This window comes from Phaeobacter inhibens DSM 16374 (assembly GCF_000473105.1).
GTDB lineage: Bacteria > Pseudomonadota > Alphaproteobacteria > Rhodobacterales > Rhodobacteraceae > Phaeobacter > Phaeobacter inhibens.
Genome location: NZ_KI421498.1, coordinates 1,451,318 through 1,475,801, shown reverse-complemented (window position 1 = coordinate 1,475,801; position 24,484 = coordinate 1,451,318). Strand labels below are relative to the sequence as shown.

General features: G+C 59.9%; 25 protein-coding genes. 20 read left to right on the top strand and 5 right to left on the bottom strand.

Annotated features, from left to right (window positions below; genetic code table 11):
• The first annotated feature begins 15 nt into the window (after positions 1-15).
• Positions 16-486, top strand: a complete 471-nt coding sequence (locus tag INHI_RS0110785; protein ID WP_027247650.1) for a hypothetical protein — start codon at positions 16-18, stop codon at positions 484-486.
• A gap of 72 nt (positions 487-558) precedes the next feature.
• On the opposite strand, the gene INHI_RS0110780 is transcribed toward INHI_RS0110785, so the two are convergent.
• The 3 genes from INHI_RS0110780 to glmU are packed head-to-tail and all read right to left on the bottom strand — an operon-like array spanning position 559 to position 4,465.
• Complete coding sequence (locus INHI_RS0110780; RefSeq protein ID WP_027247649.1) at positions 559-1,305, bottom strand: DNA alkylation repair protein; 747 nt, start codon at positions 1,303-1,305, stop codon at positions 559-561.
• On the bottom strand, positions 1,302-3,110 hold the full coding sequence (gene glmS / locus INHI_RS0110775; protein WP_027247648.1) for a glutamine--fructose-6-phosphate transaminase (isomerizing): 1,809 nt from the start codon (positions 3,108-3,110) through the stop codon (positions 1,302-1,304). The genes INHI_RS0110780 and glmS overlap by 4 nt, the downstream gene beginning before the upstream one ends.
• Entirely contained in the window at positions 3,110-4,465 is a 1,356-nt protein-coding gene (glmU, locus tag INHI_RS0110770) for a bifunctional UDP-N-acetylglucosamine diphosphorylase/glucosamine-1-phosphate N-acetyltransferase GlmU (protein ID WP_014874140.1), read from the bottom strand. The genes glmS and glmU overlap by 1 nt, the downstream gene beginning before the upstream one ends.
• Before the next feature lie 132 nt (positions 4,466-4,597).
• Here glmU and INHI_RS0110765 point away from each other — a divergent pair, with 132 nt between their 5' ends.
• Positions 4,598-5,263 carry an HAD-IA family hydrolase gene (locus INHI_RS0110765; RefSeq protein WP_014874141.1) on the top strand — a complete coding sequence of 222 codons (666 nt, stop codon included), beginning with the start codon at positions 4,598-4,600 and terminating at the stop codon, positions 5,261-5,263.
• A 63-nt stretch (positions 5,264-5,326) separates the two neighbouring features.
• A complete protein-coding gene (locus INHI_RS0110760) occupies positions 5,327-6,535 on the top strand; it encodes a DegT/DnrJ/EryC1/StrS family aminotransferase (RefSeq protein WP_027247647.1) in 1,209 nt (402 codons plus the stop codon).
• 51 nt (positions 6,536-6,586) lie between these two features.
• On the opposite strand, the gene INHI_RS0110755 is transcribed toward INHI_RS0110760, so the two are convergent.
• On the bottom strand, positions 6,587-7,651 hold the full coding sequence (locus INHI_RS0110755) for a Hint domain-containing protein (RefSeq protein WP_027247646.1): 1,065 nt from the start codon (positions 7,649-7,651) through the stop codon (positions 6,587-6,589).
• Between the two features lie 204 nt (positions 7,652-7,855).
• On the opposite strand from INHI_RS0110755, the gene INHI_RS0110750 reads away from it, so the two are divergent.
• Positions 7,856-9,016, top strand: coding sequence for an isovaleryl-CoA dehydrogenase (locus INHI_RS0110750; protein WP_014874144.1), 1,161 nt, complete (start codon positions 7,856-7,858; stop codon positions 9,014-9,016).
• A gap of 141 nt (positions 9,017-9,157) precedes the next feature.
• On the opposite strand, the gene INHI_RS0110745 is transcribed toward INHI_RS0110750, so the two are convergent.
• Complete coding sequence (locus tag INHI_RS0110745) at positions 9,158-9,760, bottom strand: OmpW/AlkL family protein (RefSeq protein WP_014874145.1); 603 nt, start codon at positions 9,758-9,760, stop codon at positions 9,158-9,160.
• Between the two features lie 164 nt (positions 9,761-9,924).
• Between INHI_RS0110745 and INHI_RS0110735 the strand changes: the two genes are divergently transcribed.
• From INHI_RS0110735 to INHI_RS0110655, 16 genes are all read left to right on the top strand, one after another.
• Positions 9,925-11,478: an AMP-binding protein gene (locus INHI_RS0110735; RefSeq protein WP_027247645.1), complete on the top strand. Its 1,554-nt coding sequence runs from the start codon at positions 9,925-9,927 to the stop codon at positions 11,476-11,478.
• Positions 11,475-11,885, top strand: a complete 411-nt coding sequence (locus INHI_RS21080; protein ID WP_123585449.1) for a hypothetical protein — start codon at positions 11,475-11,477, stop codon at positions 11,883-11,885. The genes INHI_RS0110735 and INHI_RS21080 overlap by 4 nt, the downstream gene beginning before the upstream one ends.
• Positions 11,882-13,486: a carboxyl transferase domain-containing protein gene (locus tag INHI_RS0110725; RefSeq protein WP_027247643.1), complete on the top strand. Its 1,605-nt coding sequence runs from the start codon at positions 11,882-11,884 to the stop codon at positions 13,484-13,486. The genes INHI_RS21080 and INHI_RS0110725 overlap by 4 nt, the downstream gene beginning before the upstream one ends.
• A gap of 9 nt (positions 13,487-13,495) precedes the next feature.
• The gene (locus INHI_RS0110720) at positions 13,496-15,433 is read left to right on the top strand and encodes an acetyl-CoA carboxylase biotin carboxylase subunit (RefSeq protein WP_027247642.1); all 1,938 of its coding nucleotides are present in this window, start codon (positions 13,496-13,498) and stop codon (positions 15,431-15,433) included.
• Positions 15,434-15,537: 104 nt separating this feature from the next.
• The gene (locus INHI_RS0110715) at positions 15,538-16,389 is read left to right on the top strand and encodes a hydroxymethylglutaryl-CoA lyase (RefSeq protein ID WP_027247641.1); all 852 of its coding nucleotides are present in this window, start codon (positions 15,538-15,540) and stop codon (positions 16,387-16,389) included.
• 1 nt (position 16,390) lies between these two features.
• Positions 16,391-16,900, top strand: a complete 510-nt coding sequence (locus INHI_RS0110710; protein ID WP_027247640.1) for a P-loop nucleotide/nucleoside kinase family protein — start codon at positions 16,391-16,393, stop codon at positions 16,898-16,900.
• Positions 16,901-16,911: 11 nt separating this feature from the next.
• Positions 16,912-17,694, top strand: coding sequence for a crotonase/enoyl-CoA hydratase family protein (locus INHI_RS0110705; protein WP_027247639.1), 783 nt, complete (start codon positions 16,912-16,914; stop codon positions 17,692-17,694).
• A 238-nt stretch (positions 17,695-17,932) separates the two neighbouring features.
• Positions 17,933-18,298, top strand: a complete 366-nt coding sequence (locus INHI_RS0110700) for an NADH-quinone oxidoreductase subunit A (RefSeq protein WP_014874151.1) — start codon at positions 17,933-17,935, stop codon at positions 18,296-18,298.
• Positions 18,289-18,822, top strand: a complete 534-nt coding sequence (locus INHI_RS0110695) for a NuoB/complex I 20 kDa subunit family protein (RefSeq protein ID WP_014874152.1) — start codon at positions 18,289-18,291, stop codon at positions 18,820-18,822. The genes INHI_RS0110700 and INHI_RS0110695 overlap by 10 nt, the downstream gene beginning before the upstream one ends.
• Before the next feature lie 24 nt (positions 18,823-18,846).
• Positions 18,847-19,452 (top strand): NADH-quinone oxidoreductase subunit C, encoded by a 606-nt coding sequence (locus tag INHI_RS0110690; protein ID WP_027247638.1) that lies wholly within the window; start codon positions 18,847-18,849, stop codon positions 19,450-19,452.
• A gap of 154 nt (positions 19,453-19,606) precedes the next feature.
• Entirely contained in the window at positions 19,607-20,818 is a 1,212-nt protein-coding gene (locus tag INHI_RS0110680) for an NADH-quinone oxidoreductase subunit D (protein ID WP_014874154.1), read from the top strand.
• Positions 20,818-22,011, top strand: a complete 1,194-nt coding sequence (locus INHI_RS0110675; RefSeq protein ID WP_027247637.1) for an NADH-quinone oxidoreductase subunit E — start codon at positions 20,818-20,820, stop codon at positions 22,009-22,011. The genes INHI_RS0110680 and INHI_RS0110675 overlap by 1 nt, the downstream gene beginning before the upstream one ends.
• A 52-nt stretch (positions 22,012-22,063) precedes the next feature.
• Entirely contained in the window at positions 22,064-22,291 is a 228-nt protein-coding gene (locus INHI_RS0110670) for a DUF5337 domain-containing protein (RefSeq protein ID WP_014874156.1), read from the top strand.
• A 6-nt stretch (positions 22,292-22,297) separates the two neighbouring features.
• Positions 22,298-23,596, top strand: a complete 1,299-nt coding sequence (gene nuoF, locus INHI_RS0110665) for an NADH-quinone oxidoreductase subunit NuoF (RefSeq protein ID WP_027247636.1) — start codon at positions 22,298-22,300, stop codon at positions 23,594-23,596.
• Between the two features lie 18 nt (positions 23,597-23,614).
• Positions 23,615-23,965 (top strand): hypothetical protein, encoded by a 351-nt coding sequence (locus tag INHI_RS0110660; protein WP_014879592.1) that lies wholly within the window; start codon positions 23,615-23,617, stop codon positions 23,963-23,965.
• Positions 23,966-24,078: 113 nt separating this feature from the next.
• On the top strand, positions 24,079-24,483 hold the full coding sequence (locus INHI_RS0110655; protein ID WP_027247635.1) for a DUF5333 domain-containing protein: 405 nt from the start codon (positions 24,079-24,081) through the stop codon (positions 24,481-24,483).
• Position 24,484 lies beyond the last annotated feature (1 nt).

Here is a 24,484-nt window from a genome sequence, read left to right as displayed (position 1 = left end):
AGCTAGTGTCGCGCTATGCGTTATTCTGTTTTGATCCTGTCTTCTGTCGTGCTGCTTGGAGCTTGTGGTCCGTTGCAGTGGAATTCCTCGGTTCTGGGCGGGCGGACGACCGCTGGATCGGTCGGGGAACCAGCCGTCGATACCGCCAATACGGTACCGCTTGCACCGGGTGTCGAAGAGGCACCTTTGGAAGCTGCAGGGGGGCAGGTTGCCTCTGCCGGTGTCACCGCAGGCTATACCGGGCGCGCGTCGACCGTCGCCAGTCTGGGCGACCCCTCGCAATCGGGCCTGTGGATGGAGACGCCTTTGGTCGATAGCCCGCAGACTGCCCGCGTGCGTTCGCCGCGCGGCACAGAGGTCACACTGATCCTGCGGCCGATTGGCGGCGATACCGGAGCCGGAAGCCGGTTGTCCATTGATGCGATGCGGGCACTGGGTCTGCCATTGACCGAGCTGGTCGAGGTGCAGGTGCTGCCAGCGGCGTGATTTGACGTCTTGAAGATATGGAAAAGGCGCGAGGGATTTCTTCCTTGCGCCTTTTCTTATGCTGTCGGGCTATTATTCATTTTCGGTGGCGGATGCATCTGCGGTGTCCTCACCAGAGGACGCCAGATATTTGGCGGCTTCCTTACGGGCGAAGGGTTTCATTGCCGCGCCATATTCGGCCAGAAACGCACGGGAGCGGTTGGCATCATGTTTGCTGAGATCGCGCAGCCACCAGGCGATGGATTTCTGAATGAACCAGTTGCGATCGGGCACGTAGCGCGCAGCCCAGCCAAGGATCCGTTCACGCGCGGCCAACTCTTCAGGTTTCGGATTGGGCAGTTTTGCCCACGGCAGGGTCGAGACCAACGCGGCCCGGCGGGTCCACATGTGATCGCTGGACGTCCAGCCCTCTACGGTGTCCAGCCGCTCGGGCTGTGCCTGAAGTCGTTTCTGTATTGCCGAGGCTGCGTGATCGGCAATGGCCCAGCTGTCGAAATCCGGCACCCAGCTTTGCAGCAGATCCCAGACTGGCGCATCTTCCTTGATCCGCGCCTGGGTCAGCAGCTTTGCAGCGGCAATACGTGCTTCGAACACATCGCTGGCCCACAGCTCCTGCGCCAGCGCGCAGCGGGCAGTCAGGCCGTCATCCTGCGCGCCGAAGGCTTTGCGCCAGTCTTGACTGAGGCTGTTGATCACCGGGTTCGGCACGCCCAGCACCCGGCGTTTCTGCTTGTGATAGCCCGCCATCTGGGTCGCGCGCGCTGGTTCCGCGGCGGCCTCTAGTGCCGCCAAAGCCCGTTCAACTGTCAACACGCTCATTCTACGGTCACCGATTTTGCAAGGTTGCGGGGCTGGTCCACATCAGTTCCTTTTGCGATGGCCGTGTAATAAGCGATTTGCTGTGCGGGTACGGCATAAAGGATTGGGGCCAAGCTGTCTGGAACCTGCGGCATCACGATCACCTCATGGGTACCATCGCCTGCGATTTTGGCGCCTTCGGCATCGGTGATCAGGATCACCTTACCGCCGCGCGCCATCACCTCCTGCATATTGGAGACGGTCTTGTCGAACAGTGCATCACGCGGTGCCATAACAACCACCGGCACTTTTTCATCAATCAATGCGATCGGGCCGTGCTTCAGCTCACCGCTGGCATAGCCTTCTGCGTGGATATAACTCAGCTCCTTGAGCTTCAGCGCGCCTTCCAGCGCCAGCGGGTACAACTGCCCGCGCCCGAGGAAAATAATATCCCGCGCCTCGGCCAGCCCGCGGGCCGAGGCGGTGATTTGCTTTTCCGCGGCCAGAGACTGATGGATCAATCCCGGCAGGGCGCGCAGGTCGGCGGGCATCCCGTCCGGCAGGGGGAGGCCGCGTTGCTCAGCCGCGCGCAGGGCCAGCAGCAACAGGATCGACAGCTGGCAGGTAAACGCCTTGGTTGAAGCGACAGAAATTTCTGGACCAGCATGCAGCGGCAGGATCACATCGCTTTCCCGCGCGATAGAGCTTTCAGGGACATTGACCAGCCCCACGATCTGCTGTGCCTTGCCATCCATGTAGCGCAGCGCCGCCAGCGTGTCGGCGGTCTCGCCCGATTGCGACACGAACAGTGCCAGCGTTTTCTCTGGCACCGGCGGTTCCCGGTAACGGAATTCAGAGGCGACATCGACCTCGACCGGCATCCGGGCGATCTGCTCAAACCAGTATTTTGCAACCATGCAAGCGTAGAAGGCGGTGCCGCAGGCCACCATGGTCAGCCGTTCGATCTTGGTGAAATCAAGTTCAGCCGGTAGCGACAGCTGTCCATCGTCGCCTATATAGGCCTTCAACGCGCGGTCAATGGCCACCGGTTGCTCGGCGATTTCCTTGGCCATGAAATGCTTGTGACCGTCCTTGTCCACACGGGCGTTGGCAAGCTGGATCTGGCGTTTCTCGCGGTTGGCGATGGCACCACGCTGATCCCGGATCTCTAGGCTGTTGCGCGTCAGTACGGCAAAATCGCCCTCTTCCAGATAGGTGATCTGGTCAGTGAAGGGCGCCAGCGCGATGGCATCGGAGCCAACGAACATCTCGCCGTCACCATGCCCGATTGCAAGGGGGGAGCCCTTGCGTGCCGCGATCATCAGGTCCGCTTCGCCCTCAAACAGAAAGGCGAGAGCAAAGGCACCCTCGAGCTGCTGTACGGTTTCACGCGCCGCTTCAACTGGTGTCTTACCGTCACCGATCAGCGATTGGCAAAGCAGGGCGACGGTTTCGGTGTCGGTTTCTGTCGCAAATGTGATGCCCTTTTGGGCAAGCTTTTCGCGCAATTCTTTGAAGTTCTCGATAATGCCGTTGTGGACAACAGAAACACCGCCGGCCTGATGGGGGTGCGCGTTGCCGACGGTGGGGGCACCATGAGTGGCCCAACGCGTATGGCCAATACCGGATTTTCCGGCCAGCGGTTGGTGAACCAACAGATCAGAGAGATTCACCAGCTTGCCGACGGCGCGGCGGCGATCCAGAGCACCACCGTTGACCGTAGCGATGCCTGCGCTGTCATACCCGCGATATTCAAGCCGCTTCAGCGCCTCGACCAGAATGGGAGCTGCTTCATGATTGCCAAGAACGCCGACGATGCCACACATTATTCGGCTCCTTTGCTCAGACGGGCTTTCTTTGCGCGCAGCATGTCCATCAGCTTGCGCGCGCGACCCGGTTTGTTTTTCTGTTCAGCGCGTGCAATCGCCAGCGCGCCGTCCTCAACCGATTTGGTGACCACGGCACCTGTTGCGGTCATGGCCTCATCGCCGATCCGCACCGGGGCCACCAGCATTGTGTTGGAGCCGATGAAGGCCCGTGCGCCGATTTCGGTGCGATGCTTCATCACGCCGTCGTAGTTGCAAGTGATTGTTCCTGCGCCGATATTTGTTTCGGCCCCCACGCTGGCATCGCCAATATAGCTCAGGTGGTTGACCTTTGCGCCCTCGGCGATCTCGGCGTTTTTGATTTCAACGAAATTGCCGATATGGGTGTTTTCGGCCAACTCTGCGCCGGGGCGCAGGCGGGCATAGGGGCCGACCTTGGAACCGCGCGAAATATGACAGCCCTCAAAATGGGAAAAGGACCGGATGAACACACCGCTTTCCACCGTGACCTCGGGGCCAAAGACGACATTGGGTTCAATGATCGTGTCGCGCCCGATGACAGTATCAAAGGCCAGATACACCGTTTCCGGGTCCATCAGCGTGACACCATCAGCCATCAGATCGGCGCGCTTGCGCTGTTGGAAGACACGGTCGGCCTCGGCCAGATCGGCGCGGGAATTGATGCCGAGGGTTTCGGCCTCATCGCAGGAAACCGCTGTGACCTGCAGCCCATCGGCACGCGCCAGTTCCACCAGATCAGTGAGATAGTATTCACCTGATGCATTGGCGCTGTCGACTTGGTCAATCAGCGCAAACATCTGCGCCGCATTACCTGCCATCAGCCCGGAATTGCAGAAATCGATCTCCCGCTCAGCCTCAGTTGCGTCCTTGTATTCGACAATCCGCTCAAGGCTATTGCCATCCATGAGCAATCGCCCATAGCGCGCGGGATCAGCTGCGGTAAAGCCTAGGACCACCAGATCGGCGCTCTGCCGCGCGGCCAGCATCCGCTGCAATGTCTCGGCGCTGACAAAGGGCGTGTCGCCGTAAAGCACGACGATATCGCCATCAAAATCGGACAGGGCATCACGGGTCTGTGCCACCGCATGTGCGGTTCCAAGCTGTTCTTCCTGAACAACAATTTCAGCATCTTCGTCGATGTCGGCCATCATGGAGCGCACATAGTCCGCCCCGTGGCCTGCCACAACAATGGTGCGCTCCGGCGTCAGCGCGCGACCTGCGGATAGCGCGTGTTCCAGCATCGGGGCGTGGGCAATGGGATGCAAAACCTTGGGCAGGTCGGAGTTCATCCGGGTGCCTTTGCCTGCGGCCAGAATGACGAGGGCGGTGCTCATGTGTTGTTTTCTCTTTGTCTTTTCAGCGCCCCCGTTTTATCCGCTAACAGCAGGTGCGCAAGGCAAAGCGGCATCAAACAAGATTGCGGGTTGCAACAAGCGGTGGCGAAAACGCGCCGAGAGAGGGCAGATATGCGAACGGTTATCTTCGATCTGGACGGCACTCTGGCGGATACATCTGGTGATTTGCTCGCGGCGGCCAACGCATGTTTTCGCAAGATGGGGCTTGGCGATCTGCTGCACCTGCCACAGGATGCAGGCGTTGCGCTGCGTGGCGGCAAGAGCATGCTGACCGCAGGATTGAAACGGGCGGGCCGCTACAGCGAAGACCTGGTTGAGGAATATTATCCTGTTCTGCTGGAGCAATATCGCGACGCGATTGACCACCATACCGTCATGTATCCGGGCGCCATGGAGGCGGTCGAACAGTTGAAGGTCGACGGATTTCGCGTGGGCATCTGCACCAACAAACCTGAAGCATTGGCGGAGAAACTGACTCGCAGCCTGGGGGTTCGTGACGCATTTCATTCGCTGGTGGGGGCCGATACTCTGCCCGTGCGCAAACCTGATCCCGAGCCCCTGCGCGAAGCCGCGCGCCGGGCCGGGGGGGATCCGGAGCGGACGATACTGATTGGTGATACCGATACCGACCGCAAAACCTCTGCGGCCGCCGGTGTTGCTTCGGTGCTGGTCACTTTTGGTCCGTCGGGCGGCGACCTTGAGGCGCTGCGCCCGGAAGCGTTGCTGCAGCGGTTCGAGGATCTGCCTGCACTGGCAGCGCGATTGCTGCCGCTTTAACGGCAGTCTGGCGTCGCGGACCGGGGGCTTGACCTTATGCAGTCAGACGCAGACAAACGCATGATGACAGAGATTTTCACCGGTAGTTTTACCCAGCAGGAACCCATCCCTGAAGAGGCTATTGAGGCCGCTGTCGAGGTGATGCGTCACGGCCGCTTGCACCGCTATAATGTGGTGGGCGATGAGGCGGGCGAAGTGACCCTTCTGGAGGAGGAATTCGCTGCCCAGATGGAAGCGCCCTTCGCGTTGGCGGTGGCTTCTGGCGGCTATGCTCTGGCGACTGCCCTGCGGTCCGTCGGGGTGAAGCCGGGCGATAGGGTGCTGACTAACGCCTTCACTCTGGCGCCGGTGCCGGGGGCAATCGCGGCTGTGGGCGCAGATCCGGTCTACGTCGGCGTCACCGAGGCGCTGACGTTGGATCTGGAGGATCTGGAAAAACACTTGTCGGTCGAAGGTCATCCTCGCGTGCTGATGCTGTCGCATATGCGCGGGCATCTCTGTGACATGGACCGGCTTATGGCGGTTTGCGATGCCGCAGATGTGACCGTGATCGAAGATTGCGCCCACACGATGGGCGCGCGCTGGAACGGGATTCTGTCTGGGCGTCACGGCGCGGTCGGCTGCTATTCCTGCCAGACCTATAAACATGTGAACTCAGGCGAGGGCGGCCTGCTAGTCACTTCCGACCCCGAGATTGCTGCGCGCGCAATTATGCTCTCCGGGTCCTATATGCTCTATTCCCGCCATCGTGCGGCGCCCGGACCTGAGGTATTTGAGCGCATCAAATATGAGACGCCGAACATCTCGGGGCGGATGGACAATCTGCGCGCCGCAATCCTGCGTCCGCAGTTGCGGGATCTTGATCAACAGGTGCAGCGCTGGAATGCCCGATATCAGCGGATCGAGGCGGGCCTGCGCGATACGCCGGGTCTGAAGGTGGTCGAGCGCCCAGAAGAGGAGCTTTATGTCGGCTCTTCCATTCAGTTTCTGCTGCTGGACTGGACTGATCAGAATATCACCGAGGTTCTCAACCGTTGTGCGGCGCGCGGCGTCGAACTGAAGTGGTTTGGCGCGTCGGAACCGGTTGCTTTTACCTCTCGCTATGACAGCTGGCGCTATGCGGATGCCCCTGCGATGCCAGCGAGCGACCGGATTCTGCACGGGATAATAGATATGCGTGTGCCGCTGACATTCTCGCTGGAGGATTGCGCGCAGATTGCCCGCATCATCCGCGCAGAGGTCGCGGCGGTGTTTCAGGCAGGCCTTGGCTGACGGTTCGGCACTGAGAAATCTGGGCTTGGGTTAGCGGCGCAAAAGGGCTGATCAGATGGCATCCAGCGCAGCGCGATTGTTCTTGCCGATCCGCGCAACAAGCCGCTTTTGTCTGGCACGCGGCGGGATGGGTCTGGCGCTTGCGGTGCCACGCCCTGTGCTGCAGATCAGATCCGGGAAAAGCAATTTCAGCTCTTCTTGTGCGGCGGGCGACAAGGCCGCGAGCGACTGTTCGGTGACCAGCAGGCTTTCACTTGGCGCACCATTGGCAAACACAATCTCGTGGTTGTCGAACAGCATGTGGTAATAGGTGACGGCTGCGCGGTCTTCGTTGACGTAGATACCGGGCAGGGCGGTCAGGCGAATGGCAGGGATCAGCACTTCGAATTGACCAAACATGCGCTGTGCCACGCGGGAGCGGATCAGCATGCGATGCTGGCGTGAGACCTGCAGCGGCTTGCTTGGCAGCCCGGGGCTGAGCGCGCCCGCTTCGATCCGAACCGGACATAGCTTGGTGTTTTCTGCCATCTGTGCCGGTGACACGCTTCGCTTGCCGATCCAGCGCAGCGGCGTCGGTCCGTTTTCGGTCAAGATCATGTCGCCCGGCGCCAATGTCTCTATCGCGCGGGGGCCATTCACCGTTTCGATCAGCGTGCCATTGCAGAAGCAGACCATCAGCGAAATATTGTCGACAACGGCGCCCAGGCTGTTGTCGCTGCCCAGTTCCGTCAGGCGCAGCGTGTACTGGCCCCCACTGGGGAAATCGACATTCAGGCTGGCCTGGGTGAAGCTATTGGTGGTTGGCAGCACCGACATCGATGCAATAACGGCCCCGCCTGCATCCAGAATTTCAACTGTGAACCCTTCGGTTCCAGCCTGATTCAGAGAGGCGGTGCGCAGTGCCGCGTCCAGCGTCAGTGTGGTCTGGATTGGATTGTTGACGGTGAAGGATTGTTCCATGACCGTGGTCTGGCCGGATTGACCGTCCATCTCAGCAACGCGATTGGACGAGCCGTTCCCGAGGTAGGCGTTCTCGGTGTAGCTGGTCTCGAGATCGGTGCCGCCCCAATTTGCGGAACCGCTGTCAAATGTGCCGTTGATGATCAGGTCGCGCATTGGGGGTCTCATGTCTTTCAAAGGTAAACGATTTACTAACGTCTGAGTAAGGCAGGAGTGTGGCGCATGCCAGCTCTGCTTGCTTGTGGCGGGCCGGCTTGGCGAAGAATTCTCAGGTCTGCAACGCGGCGTTGTTGACTGTGGGCGAGGGATATGTCAGTTAATGAACAACTGTTCAATAACTGACGGGTTCAGGAGAAAACGATGTTCAACGCAAGCATGACCTTTGATCTGGGCGAAGATGTGAATGCCCTGCGCGACATGGTGCACCGCTGGGCACAGGAGCGTGTCCGCCCGATGGCACAGGAGATTGATCAGAAAAACGAATTTCCGGCAGAACTTTGGCAGGAAATGGGGGAGCTGGGTCTTCTCGGCATTACCGTGCCTGAGGAGTTCGGCGGCGCTGGCATGTCTTATCTGGCTCATACCGTCGCGGTTGAAGAAATCGCGCGAGCCAGTGCCTCGGTGTCGCTCTCCTATGGGGCGCACTCGAATCTTTGCGTCAATCAGATCAAACTGAACGGCAATGCTGAGCAGAAGGCCAAATACCTGCCGCGACTGGTCTCAGGCGAGCATGTTGGCGCGCTGGCGATGTCCGAAGCAGGTGCCGGATCTGACGTGGTCTCGATGAGCCTGCGTGCAGAGAAACGCAATGATCACTACCGTCTGAACGGCAACAAATACTGGATCACCAATGGTCCGGATGCGGACACGCTGGTGGTCTACGCTAAGACGGACCCAGATGCCGGCTCCAAGGGTATGACGGCCTTCCTGATTGAGAAGGAATTCAAGGGTTTTTCCACCTCGCAGCATTTTGACAAGCTTGGGATGCGTGGCTCCAATACCGCCGAGCTGGTGTTTGAGGATGTGGAAGTGCCATTTGAAAACGTGCTGGGCGAAGAGGGTAAGGGCGTGCGCGTTCTGATGTCCGGTCTGGACTATGAGCGCGTGGTGCTGGCAGGGATCGGCACTGGTATCATGGCGGCCTGCATGGACGAGATGATGCCCTACATGAAAGAGCGCAAACAATTCGGCCAGCCCATCGGGAACTTCCAGCTGATGCAGGGCAAGATCGCGGATATGTACACTGCGATGAACACCGCGCGGGCCTATGTTTACGAAGTGGCAAAAGCCTGCGACAAGGGCACCGTGACCCGTCAGGATGCCGCCGCTTGCTGTCTTTATGCATCCGAAGTTGCCATGACCCAGGCGCATCAGGCGGTGCAGGCCTTTGGCGGTGCGGGCTATCTCTCTGACAACCCGGTTGGCCGGATCTTTCGTGATGCCAAGCTTATGGAAATCGGGGCTGGCACATCGGAAATTCGCCGGATGCTGATTGGCCGTGAATTGATGAGCCAGATGTAACCACGCTCGTGCCTGGGCGGTCCGTAGGGCGGCCCGTGCGTATGATGCGCGGATTTATCTGCGAAACGAGAAAGCGGCGCGCCTCCCAGCACGCCGCCCCTCCCTGAAGTACTCGTCTCAGTCTTTTACTCGTCAAAAGGATCAGAAGCGGTGAACGTAGCCAAAGCCAACAGTGACCGGATCAATTTCGGCGGTGCCGATTTTGGTGCCATTGAGGGTCACATCGGTTTCGATATCCATGTAGCGGACGTTCACCCGCAGTGCGCCGCGATCAGAGATCTGCCAGTCTGCGCCAAGGTTCAGCGCCAGCCCGACGCTGTCATCAAGCGAGATCACACCCGCGGGGGAGCTTTCCTCAAAAAAGGTCGTGTAGTTGATACCAACACCGACAAAGGGTTTGAACTTGGTCTGTGTCGGGAAGTGATAATTGACCGACAGGGTCGGCGGCAGGTGCTTGGTTGTCGCGGTATAGGCGCCGTTCAAGGAGATATCATGTTCGAACGGGCTGGCAGCCAGAAGTTCGATGCCGATGTTGTCACGGATGAAATACTCTGCAGTGAAGGTCAGTGCGGTATCGTCGTCAATTGTCGCAGCCGCGCCGGCAACAGTGCCGTTGTCAGACTTCGGATTGACGTTGGCGATACCGACGCCAAGGGTCCAGTCCCCCTGGGACTGGGCAAGGGCGGGGCCGGCCAGGGCTGCCAGTGCAGCGCTAAGAGCCAGGGCGGAAACCATACGGGTCATTCGGACTATCCCTCTTCTATCGTGGTCGGGTCGTTTGTTTGCAAGGGCTGTATGCGCCTGGGGCAGCGACAGAACACTGATCTGGATCAAGAAGCGGCCCGCTTTCCCTTTGGGAATGCAGGGAAAAATTGCATATCTGATATGCGTTTCGTGAAGGTCTTGGCATGAGCGGTGTGGGGGGACATACATTGTATCCGGGATTGCGCACGGATGGCGGATGGCAGTTTCCGTCCTGCCTGAACATGGCGGCGCAGGCGCTGGACCATCCGGACGAACAATTGGCCCTCATTGATCTGACCACCGGCGCGCGGCGTGATATCCGCTATGGTGAGCTGCGGCAGATGGTCGATGCGGTGGCGCGCGATCTGATGCGGCGGGTGCAGCCCGGTGACCGTGTTGGTGTACTGCTCAGCCAATCTGTCGACTGCGCCGTAGCACATCTCGCGATCTGGAAAATCGGTGCCATTTCCGTGCCGTTGTTCAAGCTGTTTCAGCATGATGCGCTGGCCTCCCGCATTGGCGATGCAGGGTTGGAGCTGGTGCTGACTGATGGCGGGGGCGCGGCGCAGCTCGGGGCGCTGGCGCAACCGCTGCTGGTGGCGGATATCCTGTCCGCAAGCACGGGTCAAAGCGACCACCTCCTGCCTTATGCGGAAACCACGCCGGAGACTCCGGCAGTGCTCATCTACACCTCCGGCACCACGGGCAGCGCCAAGGGCGCGCTGCATGGTCACCGGGTGCTCTCCGGTCACCTGCCCGGCGTGGCCATCAGCCATGATCATCTGGGCCAGCCGGGCGATTGCCTGTGGACCCCTGCGGATTGGGCATGGATCGGCGGCTTGTTTGACGTGCTGATGCCGGGTCTGGCGCTGGGTGTGCCGGTCGTGGCCGCGCGGCTGGACAAATTTACGCCGGAGGCTTGCGCCGAAATCATTCGTCAGGGGGATGTGCGCAATGTCTTCTTTCCTCCCACCGCGCTGCGCTTGCTGAAGGCGGCGGGGCAGGGGCTCGACGGTCTGCGCTCGGTAGCATCTGGGGGAGAGCCCCTGGGCGCAGAGATGCTCGCCTGGGGCCAGCGTCACCTGGGCGTGACCATCAATGAATTTTACGGCCAGACCGAATGCAACATGACGGTTTCCTCCTGCGTCGCTGATTTTCCGGTGCGCCCGGGCTGCATCGGCAGGCCGGTTCCGGGATGCACGGTTGAGGTGCTGGACGACACAGGTACCCCCACCAAAGATGAGGGCGACGTCGCCGTACGCCGGGGTGCTGCGTCGATGATGCTTGAATACTGGAACCGCCCCGACGCAACGGCTGAGAAATTTCATGGCGACTGGCTGGTCACCGGGGATCGCGGCATCTGGGAGGGGGACTATCTGCGCTTTGTCGGGCGTGAGGATGATGTCATCACTTCCGCCGGCTACCGCATCGGTCCAGCTGAGATTGAGGACTGTCTGATGACCCATCCGGCCGTGGCAACCGTGGGTGTGGTGGGCAAACCCGATGAACTTCGCACCGAAATCGTGAAGGCCTATGTGGTGCTGAAACCCGGTCACTCACCATCCGAGAAAGATCTGCAAGACTACGTCAAATCCCGTTTGGCAAAGTATTCTTACCCACGCGAAGTGGAGTTCTTGGACGCCCTACCAATGACTGTGACCGGTAAGGTGATCCGCAAGGAACTGAAGGCGCGGGCAGCAGGGGAGGTGAATCTGTGACGCAGAGACAGAAAAACCTCAGTGACAGGCATGTTGCCTTGTTCGCCAGGTTGGTGAACCCGAAATGCCCGGAGTGCGGCGGTATTGTGCCCAGTTCCAAGCTCGTGTCCCGAAGGCGCAGCTGGCCGCAATCTGCCGCGTGCAAGTCCTGCGGTGTGCGCTGGTGCCTGGGGCTGAGCTGCACAGAATTGAATTTTCGGCTGATGACACGATGCGGTCCGCTTGTGATTGCCTCTGTGTTTCTGATGGCGGGTTTTCTCAGCGCGATGTTCCCGGCACTGACCTATAAGACTTCAACTGGTCTGAAAAAACTGCGGGGCGGGTCTTTCCCGTTCCTCATCATCGCATTCTTTGCTCCAGTAGCAGTCTTCTACTGCCGCCTCCCTTTGAAAAAGGAAACGGAATGAAACTCACATCCAAGGCGATGCCTTCCTCGGAAGGCTTCAAACAGAACCGCGAGGCGCATCTGGACGCGCTCGGGCAGATCAGCGAGGCGGCAGAGACCGCGCGCATGGGCGGCGGCGAGAAATCCCGTGCCCGCCACGAGAGCCGCGGCAAGATGCTGCCGCGCCGCCGGGTGGCGAACCTGCTCGACCCCGGCTCTCCGTTTCTGGAGATCGGCGCCACGGCGGCGCATGCCATGTATGACGGGGCCGCCCCCGGTGCTGGGGTCGTGGCGGGTATCGGCCGCGTTCACGGGCAAGAGGTCATGGTGGTCTGCAACGACGCCACAGTGAAGGGCGGCACCTATTTCCCGATGACGGTGAAGAAACACCTGCGCGCGCAGGAGATCGCGGAGGAAAACCGTCTTCCCTGCATCTATCTGGTGGACAGCGGCGGTGCCAACCTGCCGCAACAGGATGAGGTCTTCCCGGACCGCGACCATTTCGGGCGGATCTTCTACAATCAGGCGCGGATGTCGGCCAAGGGCATTGCGCAGATTGCGGTGGTCATGGGCTCCTGCACCGCAGGCGGCGCTTATGTTCCGGCCATGTCCGACGTGACCATCATCGTGAAAGAGCAAGGGACCATCTTCCTCGCAGGCCCGCCGCTGGTGAAGGCCGCGACGGGGGAGGTCGTAAGCGCCGAAGATCTGGGCGGTGGCGATGTGCACACCCGCCTGTCCGGCGTGGCCGATTACCTGGCCGAAGATGACGCCCACGCGCTGGCGCTGGCACGACGTGCGGTGCAATCGCTGAATATCACCAAGCCGCTGACGGTGAATTGGGCCAGCCCCGAGGAACCCGCCTATGACCCCGAGGAAATCCTCGGCGTGGTGCCCGGTGATCTGCGCACACCTTATGACATCCGAGAGGTGATTGCGCGGCTGGTCGACGGCTCCCGCTTTGACGAATTCAAGCCGCGTTTCGGCGAAACTCTTGTCACTGGTTTTGCCCATGTCAAAGGCTGCCCTGTAGGCATCATCGCCAACAACGGCGTGCTGTTCTCGGAAGCCGCCCAGAAGGGCGCGCATTTTGTGGAACTGTGCAGCCAGCGCAAGATCCCGCTGGTTTTCCTGCAGAATATCACCGGTTTCATGGTTGGCCGGAAATATGAAAACGAAGGTATCGCGCGGCACGGCGCCAAGATGGTGACAGCGGTGGCGACCACCAATGTCCCCAAGGTGACGATGCTGGTCGGCGGCTCCTTTGGAGCGGGCAACTACGGCATGTCGGGCCGGGCTTACCAGCCGCGGTTCCTGTGGTCCTGGCCCAACTCCCGCATCTCTGTGATGGGCGGCGAGCAGGCGGCAGGCGTGCTGGCAACGGTCAAGCGCGATGCCATCGAACGCCAGGGCGGCAGTTGGAGCACGGAGGAAGAAGCCGACTTTAAACGCCCCACCATTGAGATGTTCGAGGAGCAGAGTCACCCGCTTTATGCCTCTGCACGTCTCTGGGACGACGGCATCATCGACCCGCGCAAGAGCCGCGATGTGCTGGCGCTGTCGCTTAGCGCCGCGCTGAATGCCCCGATTGAAGATACACGCTTCGGCGTGTTCCGGATGTGAGGACCTCCCATGTTTGACAAGATTCTGATTGCCAACCGCGGAGAGATTGCCTGCCGCGTGATGGAAACCGCCCGTGCCATGGGGGTGCGGACCGTAGCCGTTTATTCCGACGCCGACGTTACCGCGAAACATGTGCAGATGGCGGATGAGGCGGTGCATATCGGCGGTTCGGCCCCGGCGGACAGCTATCTGAAGGGGGATGTGATCATCCGTGTCGCGCAGGAAAGTGGCGCACAGGCGATTCACCCCGGCTATGGCTTCCTTTCGGAAAACCCGGGCTTTGTGGACGCGGTCGAGGCCGCAGGCCTCAGCTTTATCGGGCCTTCTGCGGATGCGATCCGCAAGATGGGTCTCAAGGATGCAGCCAAGGCGTTGATGGAGAAGGCCGGCGTGCCGGTTGTGCCGGGTTATCACGGTGCCAATCAGGATGCGGAGTTCTTGGCTGGCGAGGCGGAGAAGATCGGTTATCCGGTGCTGATCAAGGCGGTTGCCGGCGGTGGCGGCAAAGGGATGCGCCTGGTAGAGGCACCTGCCGAATTTTCGGATGCCCTGAAAAGCGCGCAGGGCGAGGCGACCACCGCCTTTGGCAACCCGGACGTTCTGATTGAGAAATACATCCAGCAGCCGCGGCACATCGAGGTGCAGGTTTTCGGCGACGGGACCCACGCGGTGCATCTGTTCGAGCGTGACTGTTCCCTGCAGCGCCGCCATCAGAAGGTGATTGAAGAAGCGCCCGCGCCTGGCATGACTGCGGAGATGCGCGAGGCGATGGGTGAGGCCGGCGTGCGCGCCGCCGAAGCCATCGGCTACAAGGGGGCCGGCACGGTGGAATTCATCGTCGATGGATCTGACGGGCTGCGTACCGACGGCTTCTGGTTCATGGAAATGAACACCCGCCTGCAAGTGGAGCACCCGGTGACTGAGCTGATCACCGGCGTTGATCTGGTGGAATGGCAGCTGCGGGTGGCCTCGGGTGAGAGCCTGCCTGCCCAGCAGGACGACCTCACCATCACCGGCCATGCGTTTGAGGCGCGGCTGTATGCTGAGGATGTGCCCAAGGGCTTCCTGCCTGCAACCGGCACGCTGACGCATCTGTCCTTCCCGGCTGAGTGCCGCGCCGACAGCGGTGTGCGCGCAGGCGATACAATCAGCCCGTGGTACGACCCGATGATCTCCAAGGTGATCGTACATGGCGCCACCCGTTCGGTGGCTCTCTCGAAGTTGCGCCGGGCGCTGGAACGGACAGAGGTTGCAGGCACAGTCACCAACCTCGCCTTTCTGGGTGCGCTGGCCTCCCATCAGGGGTTTGGTCGAGGCGAGGTCGATACTGGCCTGATCGCGCGTGATCTTGAGGCGCTGACGGCGGTTGGCGACATGCCTGTGGCGCATTGGATTGCAGCCGCGCAGAGAGCGCTGTGTTTGCATAAGTCTGGTGGAGACAGCGGTTTTACCCTCTGGGCGCCGCTGCACCGGGCCGTACAGCTCACCCACGGCGAAGAGAGCCTTGAGATCACCGTTGAGGTGCTGGGCCCGCAAGCGCAGCGCTGGCAGCTGGACGACAGCAGTCACGAGGTGACATTTGACGGGACGTGCTGGCGGCATGACGGGCATCCCTTGCCGAATGTGGCTGAGGCGGATGGCAGGCTGACGGTGTTTGCCCGGATCAGCAGCATCTTTGACTGTATTGATCCGCTGGACCGGGCCGGGACCGCCGGTGGCGATACCAACGTGATCGAGGCGCCGATGCCCGGTTTGGTCAAGGCCGTGTTCGCCGAAGCCGGCGCCGAGGTCAAAGAAGGTGACAGACTGGCTATCCTTGAGGCGATGAAAATGGAACACTCTCTCCTGGCGGCCCGCGATGGCGTGGTGGCCGAGGTTCTGGCCTCTGCCGGTGATCAGGTCGAGGCTGGCGCCGCGCTGGTCCGTCTGGAAGAGGCGGACAGCTGAACAGCGATCAGATCGGGCGGTGCCACGAGTGCTGCCCCATCTGCCGCCGCAGCAACGACTGTGGTTTGAGCGATGTCTGAGATTGCCTTGGGGAGAAGTGCATCATGAGCGAAAGCGTTGAAATTTTCGAAGTAGGTCCGCGCGACGGGCTGCAGAATGAAAAGCGCGACATTCCCGTCGCAGAAAAGATCGCCCTTATTGACCGGCTGACCGATGCCGGTTTTCGTCGGATTGAGGTGGCGAGCTTTGTCTCTCCTAGATGGGTGCCGCAGATGGCGGGATCGGGAGAGGTACTCGCGGGGATCCGTCGCAGTTCTGATGTGCGCTACGCTGCGCTGACGCCCAATATGCGCGGGTATGAGGATGCCCTGACCGCAAAGGCGGATGAGATCGCGATTTTTGCCTCAGCCTCAGAAGGCTTCTCCAAGGCGAATATCAACGCGAGCGTGGCCGAATCCATTGAGCGTTTTACGCCAATCATTGAGGCTGCGCGCCATATTGATATGCCGGTCCGGGGCTATATTTCCTGCGTGACTGAGTGCCCCTTTGACGGGCCGACCGATCCGGACGCGGTTGCGGCACTGGCGGATCGATTGTTCTCCATGGGCTGCTATGAGATCTCGCTGGGCGATACCATCGGTCAGGCGACACCAGATTCCATTGCGCGTATGTTGCTGGCGGTGCGGGAACGCGTGCCGGTCACCCGTCTGGCGGGCCATTATCACGACACAGCCGGGCGGGCGATTGACAATATCGATGCGTCTTTGTCGCTGGGTGTCCGGGTCTTTGACGCTGCTGTTGGCGGGCTGGGGGGCTGCCCCTATGCCCCGGGTGCTGCCGGCAATGTTGCGACCGAAGCTGTGCATGAGCATCTGACGCGGCTGGGCTATGAGACCGGGCTGAAGGGCGATGTGCTGACCGACGCCGCAGCTATGGCGCGCGCGATGCGGGGATAGTATGGCTGTACTTATTTGTTTTTCCGGCCTGCCAGGGGTCGGAAAATCAACGATTGCGCGGCGCCTCTCTAAAAAATCCGGTGCTATCTGGCTTCGGTTGGATGAGATCGAGACAGCGATGAGAAAATCTCATATGGAGCCGGTCGATCTTGCGGATGCCGGATACGCGGCTGCTCAGGTTATGGCCAAGGCGGCACTCAGTCAGGGGTATCTGGTGATCGCCGATTGCGTTAATCCGATTGCCCTGACGCGCGAGCAATGGCGCAAGGTATCTCAGGACGTTGGTGTTGCGCATCTGGACATTGCCTTGACCTGTTCCGATCCTGTTCAGCATCGATGCCGTGTCGAAACACGAAAGCCCGACGTGTCAGGCCAGAACCTTCCGACTTGGGATGCGGTCGAACAGCGCTGCTTTGAACCGTTCCCACAGGCATCACTCTCAATCGATACCGCAGAAACCACAGTTGATGACGCCGTTGAGATCATCTGGCGGCAGATCAAGGTCCTTTGAAAGGCATACGGATGTATAACACCATAACCCTGGCCACTGACGACCGAGGCGTCGCGACGCTGACGCTGAATCGTCCGGAAAAACACAATGCGATGTCCGGTGAGATGTTGCAGGAGTTGAAAGCCGCCGCCGCCGCGCTGGCAAAGGATCGCGCCGTTCGTGTTGTCGTCCTCACGGGGGCAGGCAAGAGTTTTTGCGCCGGGGGTGATCTGGGCTGGATGCAGGCCCAGATGGAGGCTGATGCCGAAACGCGCGGGCGCGAGGCGCGGGTGCTGGCGGAGATGCTGATGGCCATCAACACCTTGCCGCAGCCGGTCATTGGCGCGATCCAGGGCAATGCCTTTGGCGGCGGCGTCGGTATGGCCTCGGTTTGTGACGTTGCCATCGGCGCCGATCATATCAAGATGGGCCTCACTGAGACCCGACTTGGCCTGATCCCCGCCACCATCGGCCCTTATGTGGTGGCCCGCATGGGCGAAGCGCGGGCGCGGCGTGTCTTTATGTCGGCGCGACTGTTTGGCGCGGCGGAAGCCGTGGACCTGGGGATTCTCGCTCGGGTGGTTCCTGCAGCTGATTTGGACGCCGCGATCGAGGCGGAAGTGATCCCATATCTCAGCTGTGCACCCGAAGCGGTGGGCGCTGCTAAGGCATTGGTGCGCGATTTGGGACCCAAAATTGATGATGCGGTCATTGATCATACCATCGCTGCATTGGTGGACCGTTGGGAGGGCAGCGAGGCACCTGAGGGGATCGCCGCGTTTTTTGCCAAGGAAAAGCCCAGCTGGCAGCGATAATTCCGTCAAAAATGTCGGATTCCATTCACCAAGGCGTGCCTTTTGCGAGGCGCGCCTTATCCTATGAAAACAATAGGGTTTACCTGCCGTGATGTTGATCTGCCGCGTCGGTTACAGAAGGTTTATCCATTAACGATGCGTTGGTTGACGGTGAGGGGGCAGGGGAGTAGACACAGCCCCAAGTCAACACGCCAATTGACGGCGCGCAGAAATCCGCGCGCACGGAAAGGAGCCACTCGTGGAAGAGATGTTGCGGGAATACCTCCCGATTCTGGTGTTTCTGGCCGTAGCGGTCGGGCTTGGAATTGTTCTTATTTTGGCGGCAGTTGTGCTGGCCGTCCGCAATCCGGACCCTGAAAAGGTCAGCGCTTACGAATGCGGGTTCAACGCATTCGACGACGCACGGATGAAGTTTGATGTCCGGTTTTACCTGGTGTCGATTCTGTTCATCATTTTTGATCTGGAAATTGCATTCCTGTTTCCCTGGGCCGTCGGCTTCAAGGACATGAGCGATGCGGGCTTCTGGTCGATGATGGTGTTCCTCGCTGTGCTGACCATTGGTTTTGCCTATGAGTGGAAGAAAGGGGCCCTGGAATGGGAGTGATGACCGGAGCCAACACGGCTGGCGTCGACAAGGAAGTCGTCACCCAGGCCCTGAACGCAGAGCTGCAGGACAAGGGATTTTTGCTGACCTCTGCCGAGGATATCATCAACTGGGCGCGCACCGGCTCGCTGCACTGGATGACCTTTGGTCTTGCCTGCTGCGCGGTTGAGATGATGCACACCTCGATGCCGCGCTATGATGCCGAGCGCTTCGGCATTGCGCCACGTGCCTCTCCGCGCCAGTCGGATGTGATGATTGTGGCTGGTACGCTGACCAATAAGATGGCCCCCGCCCTGCGCAAGGTCTATGACCAGATGCCTGAGCCGCGCTATGTGATCTCGATGGGATCCTGCGCCAATGGTGGCGGCTATTATCACTACAGCTATTCTGTAGTGCGTGGCTGTGACCGGGTTGTGCCCGTGGATGTCTATGTGCCCGGCTGCCCGCCCACGGCAGAGGCGCTGCTTTATGGTCTGATGCAATTGCAGCGCAAAATCCGCCGCACCGGCACACTTGTGCGCTAAGTGGCTTTGGTTGGAGAGACAAAAATGACTGAAGCCCTGAACGAACTCGGCACTCAGATCGCAGCCAAGCGCCCGGATTGCGTTATCGGCTGGGATGTCACCTTTGATGAGCTGAACGTGGATGTGGCCCCATCGAACCTCGCAGGATTTGTTGAGTTTTTGAAAGCGGACGCGACCTGCAAGTTCTCGTCTCTGGTTGATATCACAGCTGTCGACTACCCGGATCGCCCTAAGCGGTTCGACGTGGTCTATCATTTCCTGTCGATGTATCAGAACCAGCGGATCCGCCTGCGCGTATCGATCCGCGAGGATGAGATGCTGCCGTCGATCGTCGGCATCCATCCCTCGGCCAACTGGTTTGAGCGGGAGGTGTTCGACATGTTCGGCATCCTGTTCACCGGCCACCCGGATCTGCGCCGCATCCTGACCGACTATGGTTTCCGTGGCTATCCGCTGCGCAAGGACTTCCCAACCACCGGTTACACAGAGGTTCGCTACGACGAGGCGCAAAAGCGCGTTGTCTACGAACCGGTTAATCTGGTGCAGGAATATCGCCAGTTTGACTTTATGAGCCCGTGGGAAGGTGCCGAATACATCCTGCCCGGAGACGAGAAAGAGGGGGCGAAGTAATGTGGTACGACGCTTTTTCCGAGGTCGGCGCGCTGCTCTTGGGTTGCGCTGCAATGTTGGGTTCAGTGAATACCCATTTAAAAAAAAATCTTCTGGTGACCAAATTGGTCATTAACAGAGAAGGCGAATTCGCTATGTCTGGAGGTCACGCATAATGGACGGCTCCAAAATGGATGACGCCCTGACCGGCGAACAGAAGATCCGTAACTTCAACATCAACTTCGGCCCGCAACACCCTGCGGCGCACGGCGTTCTGCGTCTGGTGCTGGAGCTGGATGGCGAAATCGTTGAGCGTTGCGATCCGCACATCGGCCTGTTGCACCGCGGCACCGAAAAGCTGATGGAGAGCCGGACGTATCTGCAGAACCTGCCGTATTTCGACCGCCTCGATTATGTGGCACCGATGAACCAGGAACATGCTTGGTGTCTGGCCATCGAAAAGCTGACCGGCGTGGAAGTACCGCGTCGTGCGTCGCTGATCCGGGTGCTCTATTCCGAAATAGGCCGGATTCTGAACCACCTGCTCAACGTAACCACGCAGGCGATGGATGTTGGCGCGCTGACCCCGCCGCTGTGGGGCTTTGAAGAGCGCGAAAAGCTGATGATCTTTTACGAGCGTGCCTGTGGTGCGCGCTTGCACGCGGCCTATTTTCGCCCCGGTGGTGTTCATCAGGACCTGCCTGATGCGCTGATCGACGATATTGAGGCGTGGACGCACACCTTTCCTGCCGTGATGGATGACATTGACGGGCTGCTGACCGAAAACCGGATTTTCAAGCAGCGTAACGCAGATATCGGTGTCGTGACTGAGGAAGATATCCTCAACTACGGCTTCTCTGGCGTGATGGTGCGTGGCTCTGGTCTGGCATGGGATCTGCGTCGTTCGCAGCCCTATGAATGCTATGATGAGTTCGATTTCCAGATCCCGGTCGGCAAGAACGGCGACTGCTACGACCGCTACCTCGTCCGTATGGAAGAGATGCGCCAGTCGCTGTCGATCATTCGTCAGTGTATCGGCAAGCTGCGCGAAACGCCCGGCGATATTCTGGCCCGTGGCAAACTGACCCCGCCCAACCGTCGCGACATGAAAACCTCAATGGAGAGCCTGATCCACCACTTCAAGCTCTATACCGAAGGGTTCCACGTCCCCGCTGGCGAAGTTTACGCCGCTGTTGAGGCACCCAAGGGGGAGTTCGGAGTCTATCTGGTTGCAGATGGCACCAACAAACCCTATCGCGCCAAGCTGCGCGCGCCGGGTTTCCTGCATTTGCAGGCCATGGATTATGTGGCCAAGGGCCACCAACTTGCGGACGTCGCTGCCATCATTGGCACCATGGACGTCGTATTTGGAGAGATTGACCGCTAATGCTTCGTCGTCTGCATTCCGAACAACCCGATAGCTTTGCCTTCACGTCTGACAATCAGACATGGGCCGAGGCGCAGATCACCAAATTCCCTGATGGCCGTCAGGCCAGCGCGATCATTCCGCTGCTGTGGCGCGCACAGGAGCAGGAAGGCTGGTTGACCAAACCTGCGATCGAATATGTCGCGGACATGCTGGGCATGGCCTATATTCGCGCACTTGAGGTTGCCTCCTTTTACTTCATGTTCCAGCTGCAACCTACTGGTTCGGTTGCACATGTTCAGATCTGCGGCACGACGTCCTGCATGATCTGCGGCGCAGAGGATCTGATTGCTGTCTGTCAGGATAAGATTGCCAATAAACCCTTCACCCTGTCGGCGGATGGTAAGTTTACCTGGGAAGAGGTCGAATGCCTTGGCGCCTGCACCAATGCGCCCATGGCCCAGATCGGCAAGGACTACTACGAAGACCTGACCGCTGAAGGCTTTGCCAAGCTGCTGGATGATCTGGCTGCAGGTCAGGTCCCGCTGCCGGGTCCGCAGAACGGGCGCTACGCGGCTGAACCGAAGTCGGGTCTGACCTCGCTGACCGAATATGAAAGCGGCAAGACGCAGTATAACGCGTCGGTCCAGCTGGCGGCGGATATTGGCGATACAGTTAAGCGTATCGACGGGACTGAGGTTCCGATCCTGACGCCCTGGATTGGCAAGGACGGCAAGGTTGCCGGTCGCGACAGTGCCGATACCCCGCCGCCCGCGCCGAAGACACCGCTTCCGGCGGTGAAACAGGCCGAGGTTGCCAAGGCAAAGAGCGATGCCCCAAAGAAAGCCGCACCGAAAAAAGCGGGCGTTGGCGAACCAGCCTCTCCTGAGGGCGCCGCCGCAGAAGCCGGGGTTTCGGTTGAAGAGAAACCGGAAACCCTGACCTCAGCACGCGATGGCGGTGCAGATGATCTGAAGATGCTGAAAGGTGTCGGTCCCAAGCTGGAGCAGACCCTGAATGATCTGGGCTTCTTCCACTTCGACCAGATCGCAGCCTGGACCGATGAGCAGGTCGCTTGGGTCGACAGCCGGTTGAAGTTCAAGGGACGCATCGTCCGCGATGGCTGGATCGAACAATCCCGGCAGCTCGCGGCGGGTGAGGAAACGGACTTCGCCAAGAAGGCCAAAGCTGACGATCGCTACAAAAACGACTGAAACAAGATAACCGCCGCTGCCCATCGGGGCAGGGGCCAGAATTCAGGACCATATGAGCGTAGAACACGACAAAGCACTGGCAGCAAAGGGGCGGCACATCGCGTTGGTGATTGCCGCAACCATGCTTGGTTGGCTGGCGATGTCGCTGTTCATCGGCCCCGCACTGGGGCTCGCCGGACGCTACGCTCTGCTGTTTGATTTCGCAGCCCTTGCAGGCTTCATTTATGCAGCGGTCAACATTTTTCAACTCTGGCGGATGCGCCAGGACAGCCAAAGGTAGGCAGACATGCTGAAGGACCAGGACCGGATCTTTACCAACCTTTACGGGATGCATGAGCGCACATTGGCAGGCGCAAAACAGCGGGGCCATTGGGATGGCACTGCGGGCATCATCGAAAAAGGGCGGGACTGGATCATCCAGAACATGAAGGATTCCGGCCTGCGCGGACGCGGTGGTGCAGGCTTCCCGACCGGCCTTAAATGGTCCTTCATGCCGAAGGAGAGCGACGGGCGTCCCTCCTATCTGGTCATCAACGCCGATGAATCGGAGCCGGGCACCTGCAAAGACCGCGAGATCATGCGCCATGATCCGCACACGCTGATCGAAGGCGCGCTGATCGCCTCCTTTGCGATGAATGCGCATACCTGCTACATCTATCTGCGCGGCGAATACATCCGCGAGCGCGAGGCGCTGCAGGCCGCGATTGACGAATGCTATGATCAAGGTCTGCTGGGGCGCAATGCCGCCGGATCCGGCTGGGACTTTGACGTCTTTCTGCACCATGGTGCAGGGGCCTATATCTGCGGCGAAGAAACTGCGCTAATTGAAAGCCTTGAGGGCAAGAAGGGCATGCCACGTATGAAGCCGCCGTTCCCGGCTGGCGCGGGCCTCTATGGTTGCCCGACCACGGTGAACAACGTGGAGTCGATCGCCGTGGTGCCGACCATTCTGCGCCGTGGCCCGGATTGGTTTGCAGGCTTTGGCCGTCAGAACAACGCGGGCACCAAGCTGTTTGCGATCTCCGGTCACGTCAACAACCCCTGTGTGGTTGAGGAAGCAATGTCGATCTCCTTTGAGGAGCTGATCGAGAAGCATTGCGGTGGTATCCGGGGCGGTTGGGATAACTTGCTGGCGGTCATTCCCGGAGGCTCTTCTGTTCCCTGCGTGCGCGGCGAGAAGATGAAAGACGCCATCATGGACTTTGACTATCTGCGCGGCGAGCTGGGGTCCGGCCTTGGCACCGCAGCGGTCATCGTGATGGATAAGAACACGGACATCATCAAGGCGATCTGGCGTCTGTCCAAGTTCTACAAACACGAAAGCTGTGGGCAGTGTACGCCATGCCGTGAAGGCACCGGCTGGATGATGCGCGTGATGGACCGTCTGGTGAAAGGCGAGGCCGAGCTCGAAGAGATCGACATGCTGTGGGATGTGACCAAGCAGGTCGAAGGCCACACCATTTGCGCACTTGGCGATGCTGCAGCCTGGCCGATCCAGGGTTTGATCCGCAACTTCCGCGAGGAAATCGAGGACCGCATCAAGGCACAGAAGTCCGGGCGCATGGGCGCCATGGCGGCTGAATAAGGTCCGGGGGAGCAGTTGATGATCACGGGTGTGAGCAAAACCATGGCTATTCTGGCCCTCTGCGGCGGGGTGCTGGCGGGGTGTGACGGGATCGTAAACGACCGTCCAACCTACGCAGGCGTTCCGTTCAAGGCGAAGGCCAAGGCTGTGAACAAGAAAGAGACGCTGGCGGTGTTTACCACTGCGGTTTCCAAGGCCCCGCGTTCGCTTGAGGGGGCGCGGCTGGCTGCGCACCACGAAGGTACCCGTTACTGCATCGAGAATTTTGGCTCCTCGCGCATTGCATGGCAGATCAACCCGCTTGATACGGATGTCGCGGTCCCCCTCGACGGGGACACAGCGGTTTATGGCGGAACCTGCACCCCGTGAGCATGACGCCTGCATATCCCTTGGCTGCGCATGATGCGCCAGCGGCAGTGTTATTGCATAACGCCGCTGTCTGCGCGCGTGCTGAACGCTTTCCCACCAAGGAGCGTTCAACCATGCGAACCCTGATTGCAACCTGTGCCACCTGCCTGATGCTACTGCCTACTGCGGCGGCCGCGAAGCCCTCTCTGCGCGATGTGCAGGAGATTGAAGACCCGTTGTTTGCGGTCGCGCTGGCGAAGGAAGTGTCGGACCACTGCGACAGCATATCCGCGCGCTACTTCAAGGGGCTGACCGAGCTGCGCCGCCTGCGGGCGCGGGCCAATGCCCTCGGCTACACGGATACTGAAATCCGCGCCTATATCGGCTCGGACACGGAAAAAAACCGCATGCGGGCCAAGGGAGAACGCTTCCTGGCGCAAAACGGGGTCTCTTACGAGAAAACGGAAACATTCTGTGCGTTTGGTCGTGCGGAAATTAAGAAAAACAGCGCGATCGGCGTTTTACTGAGGGCGAAATAGA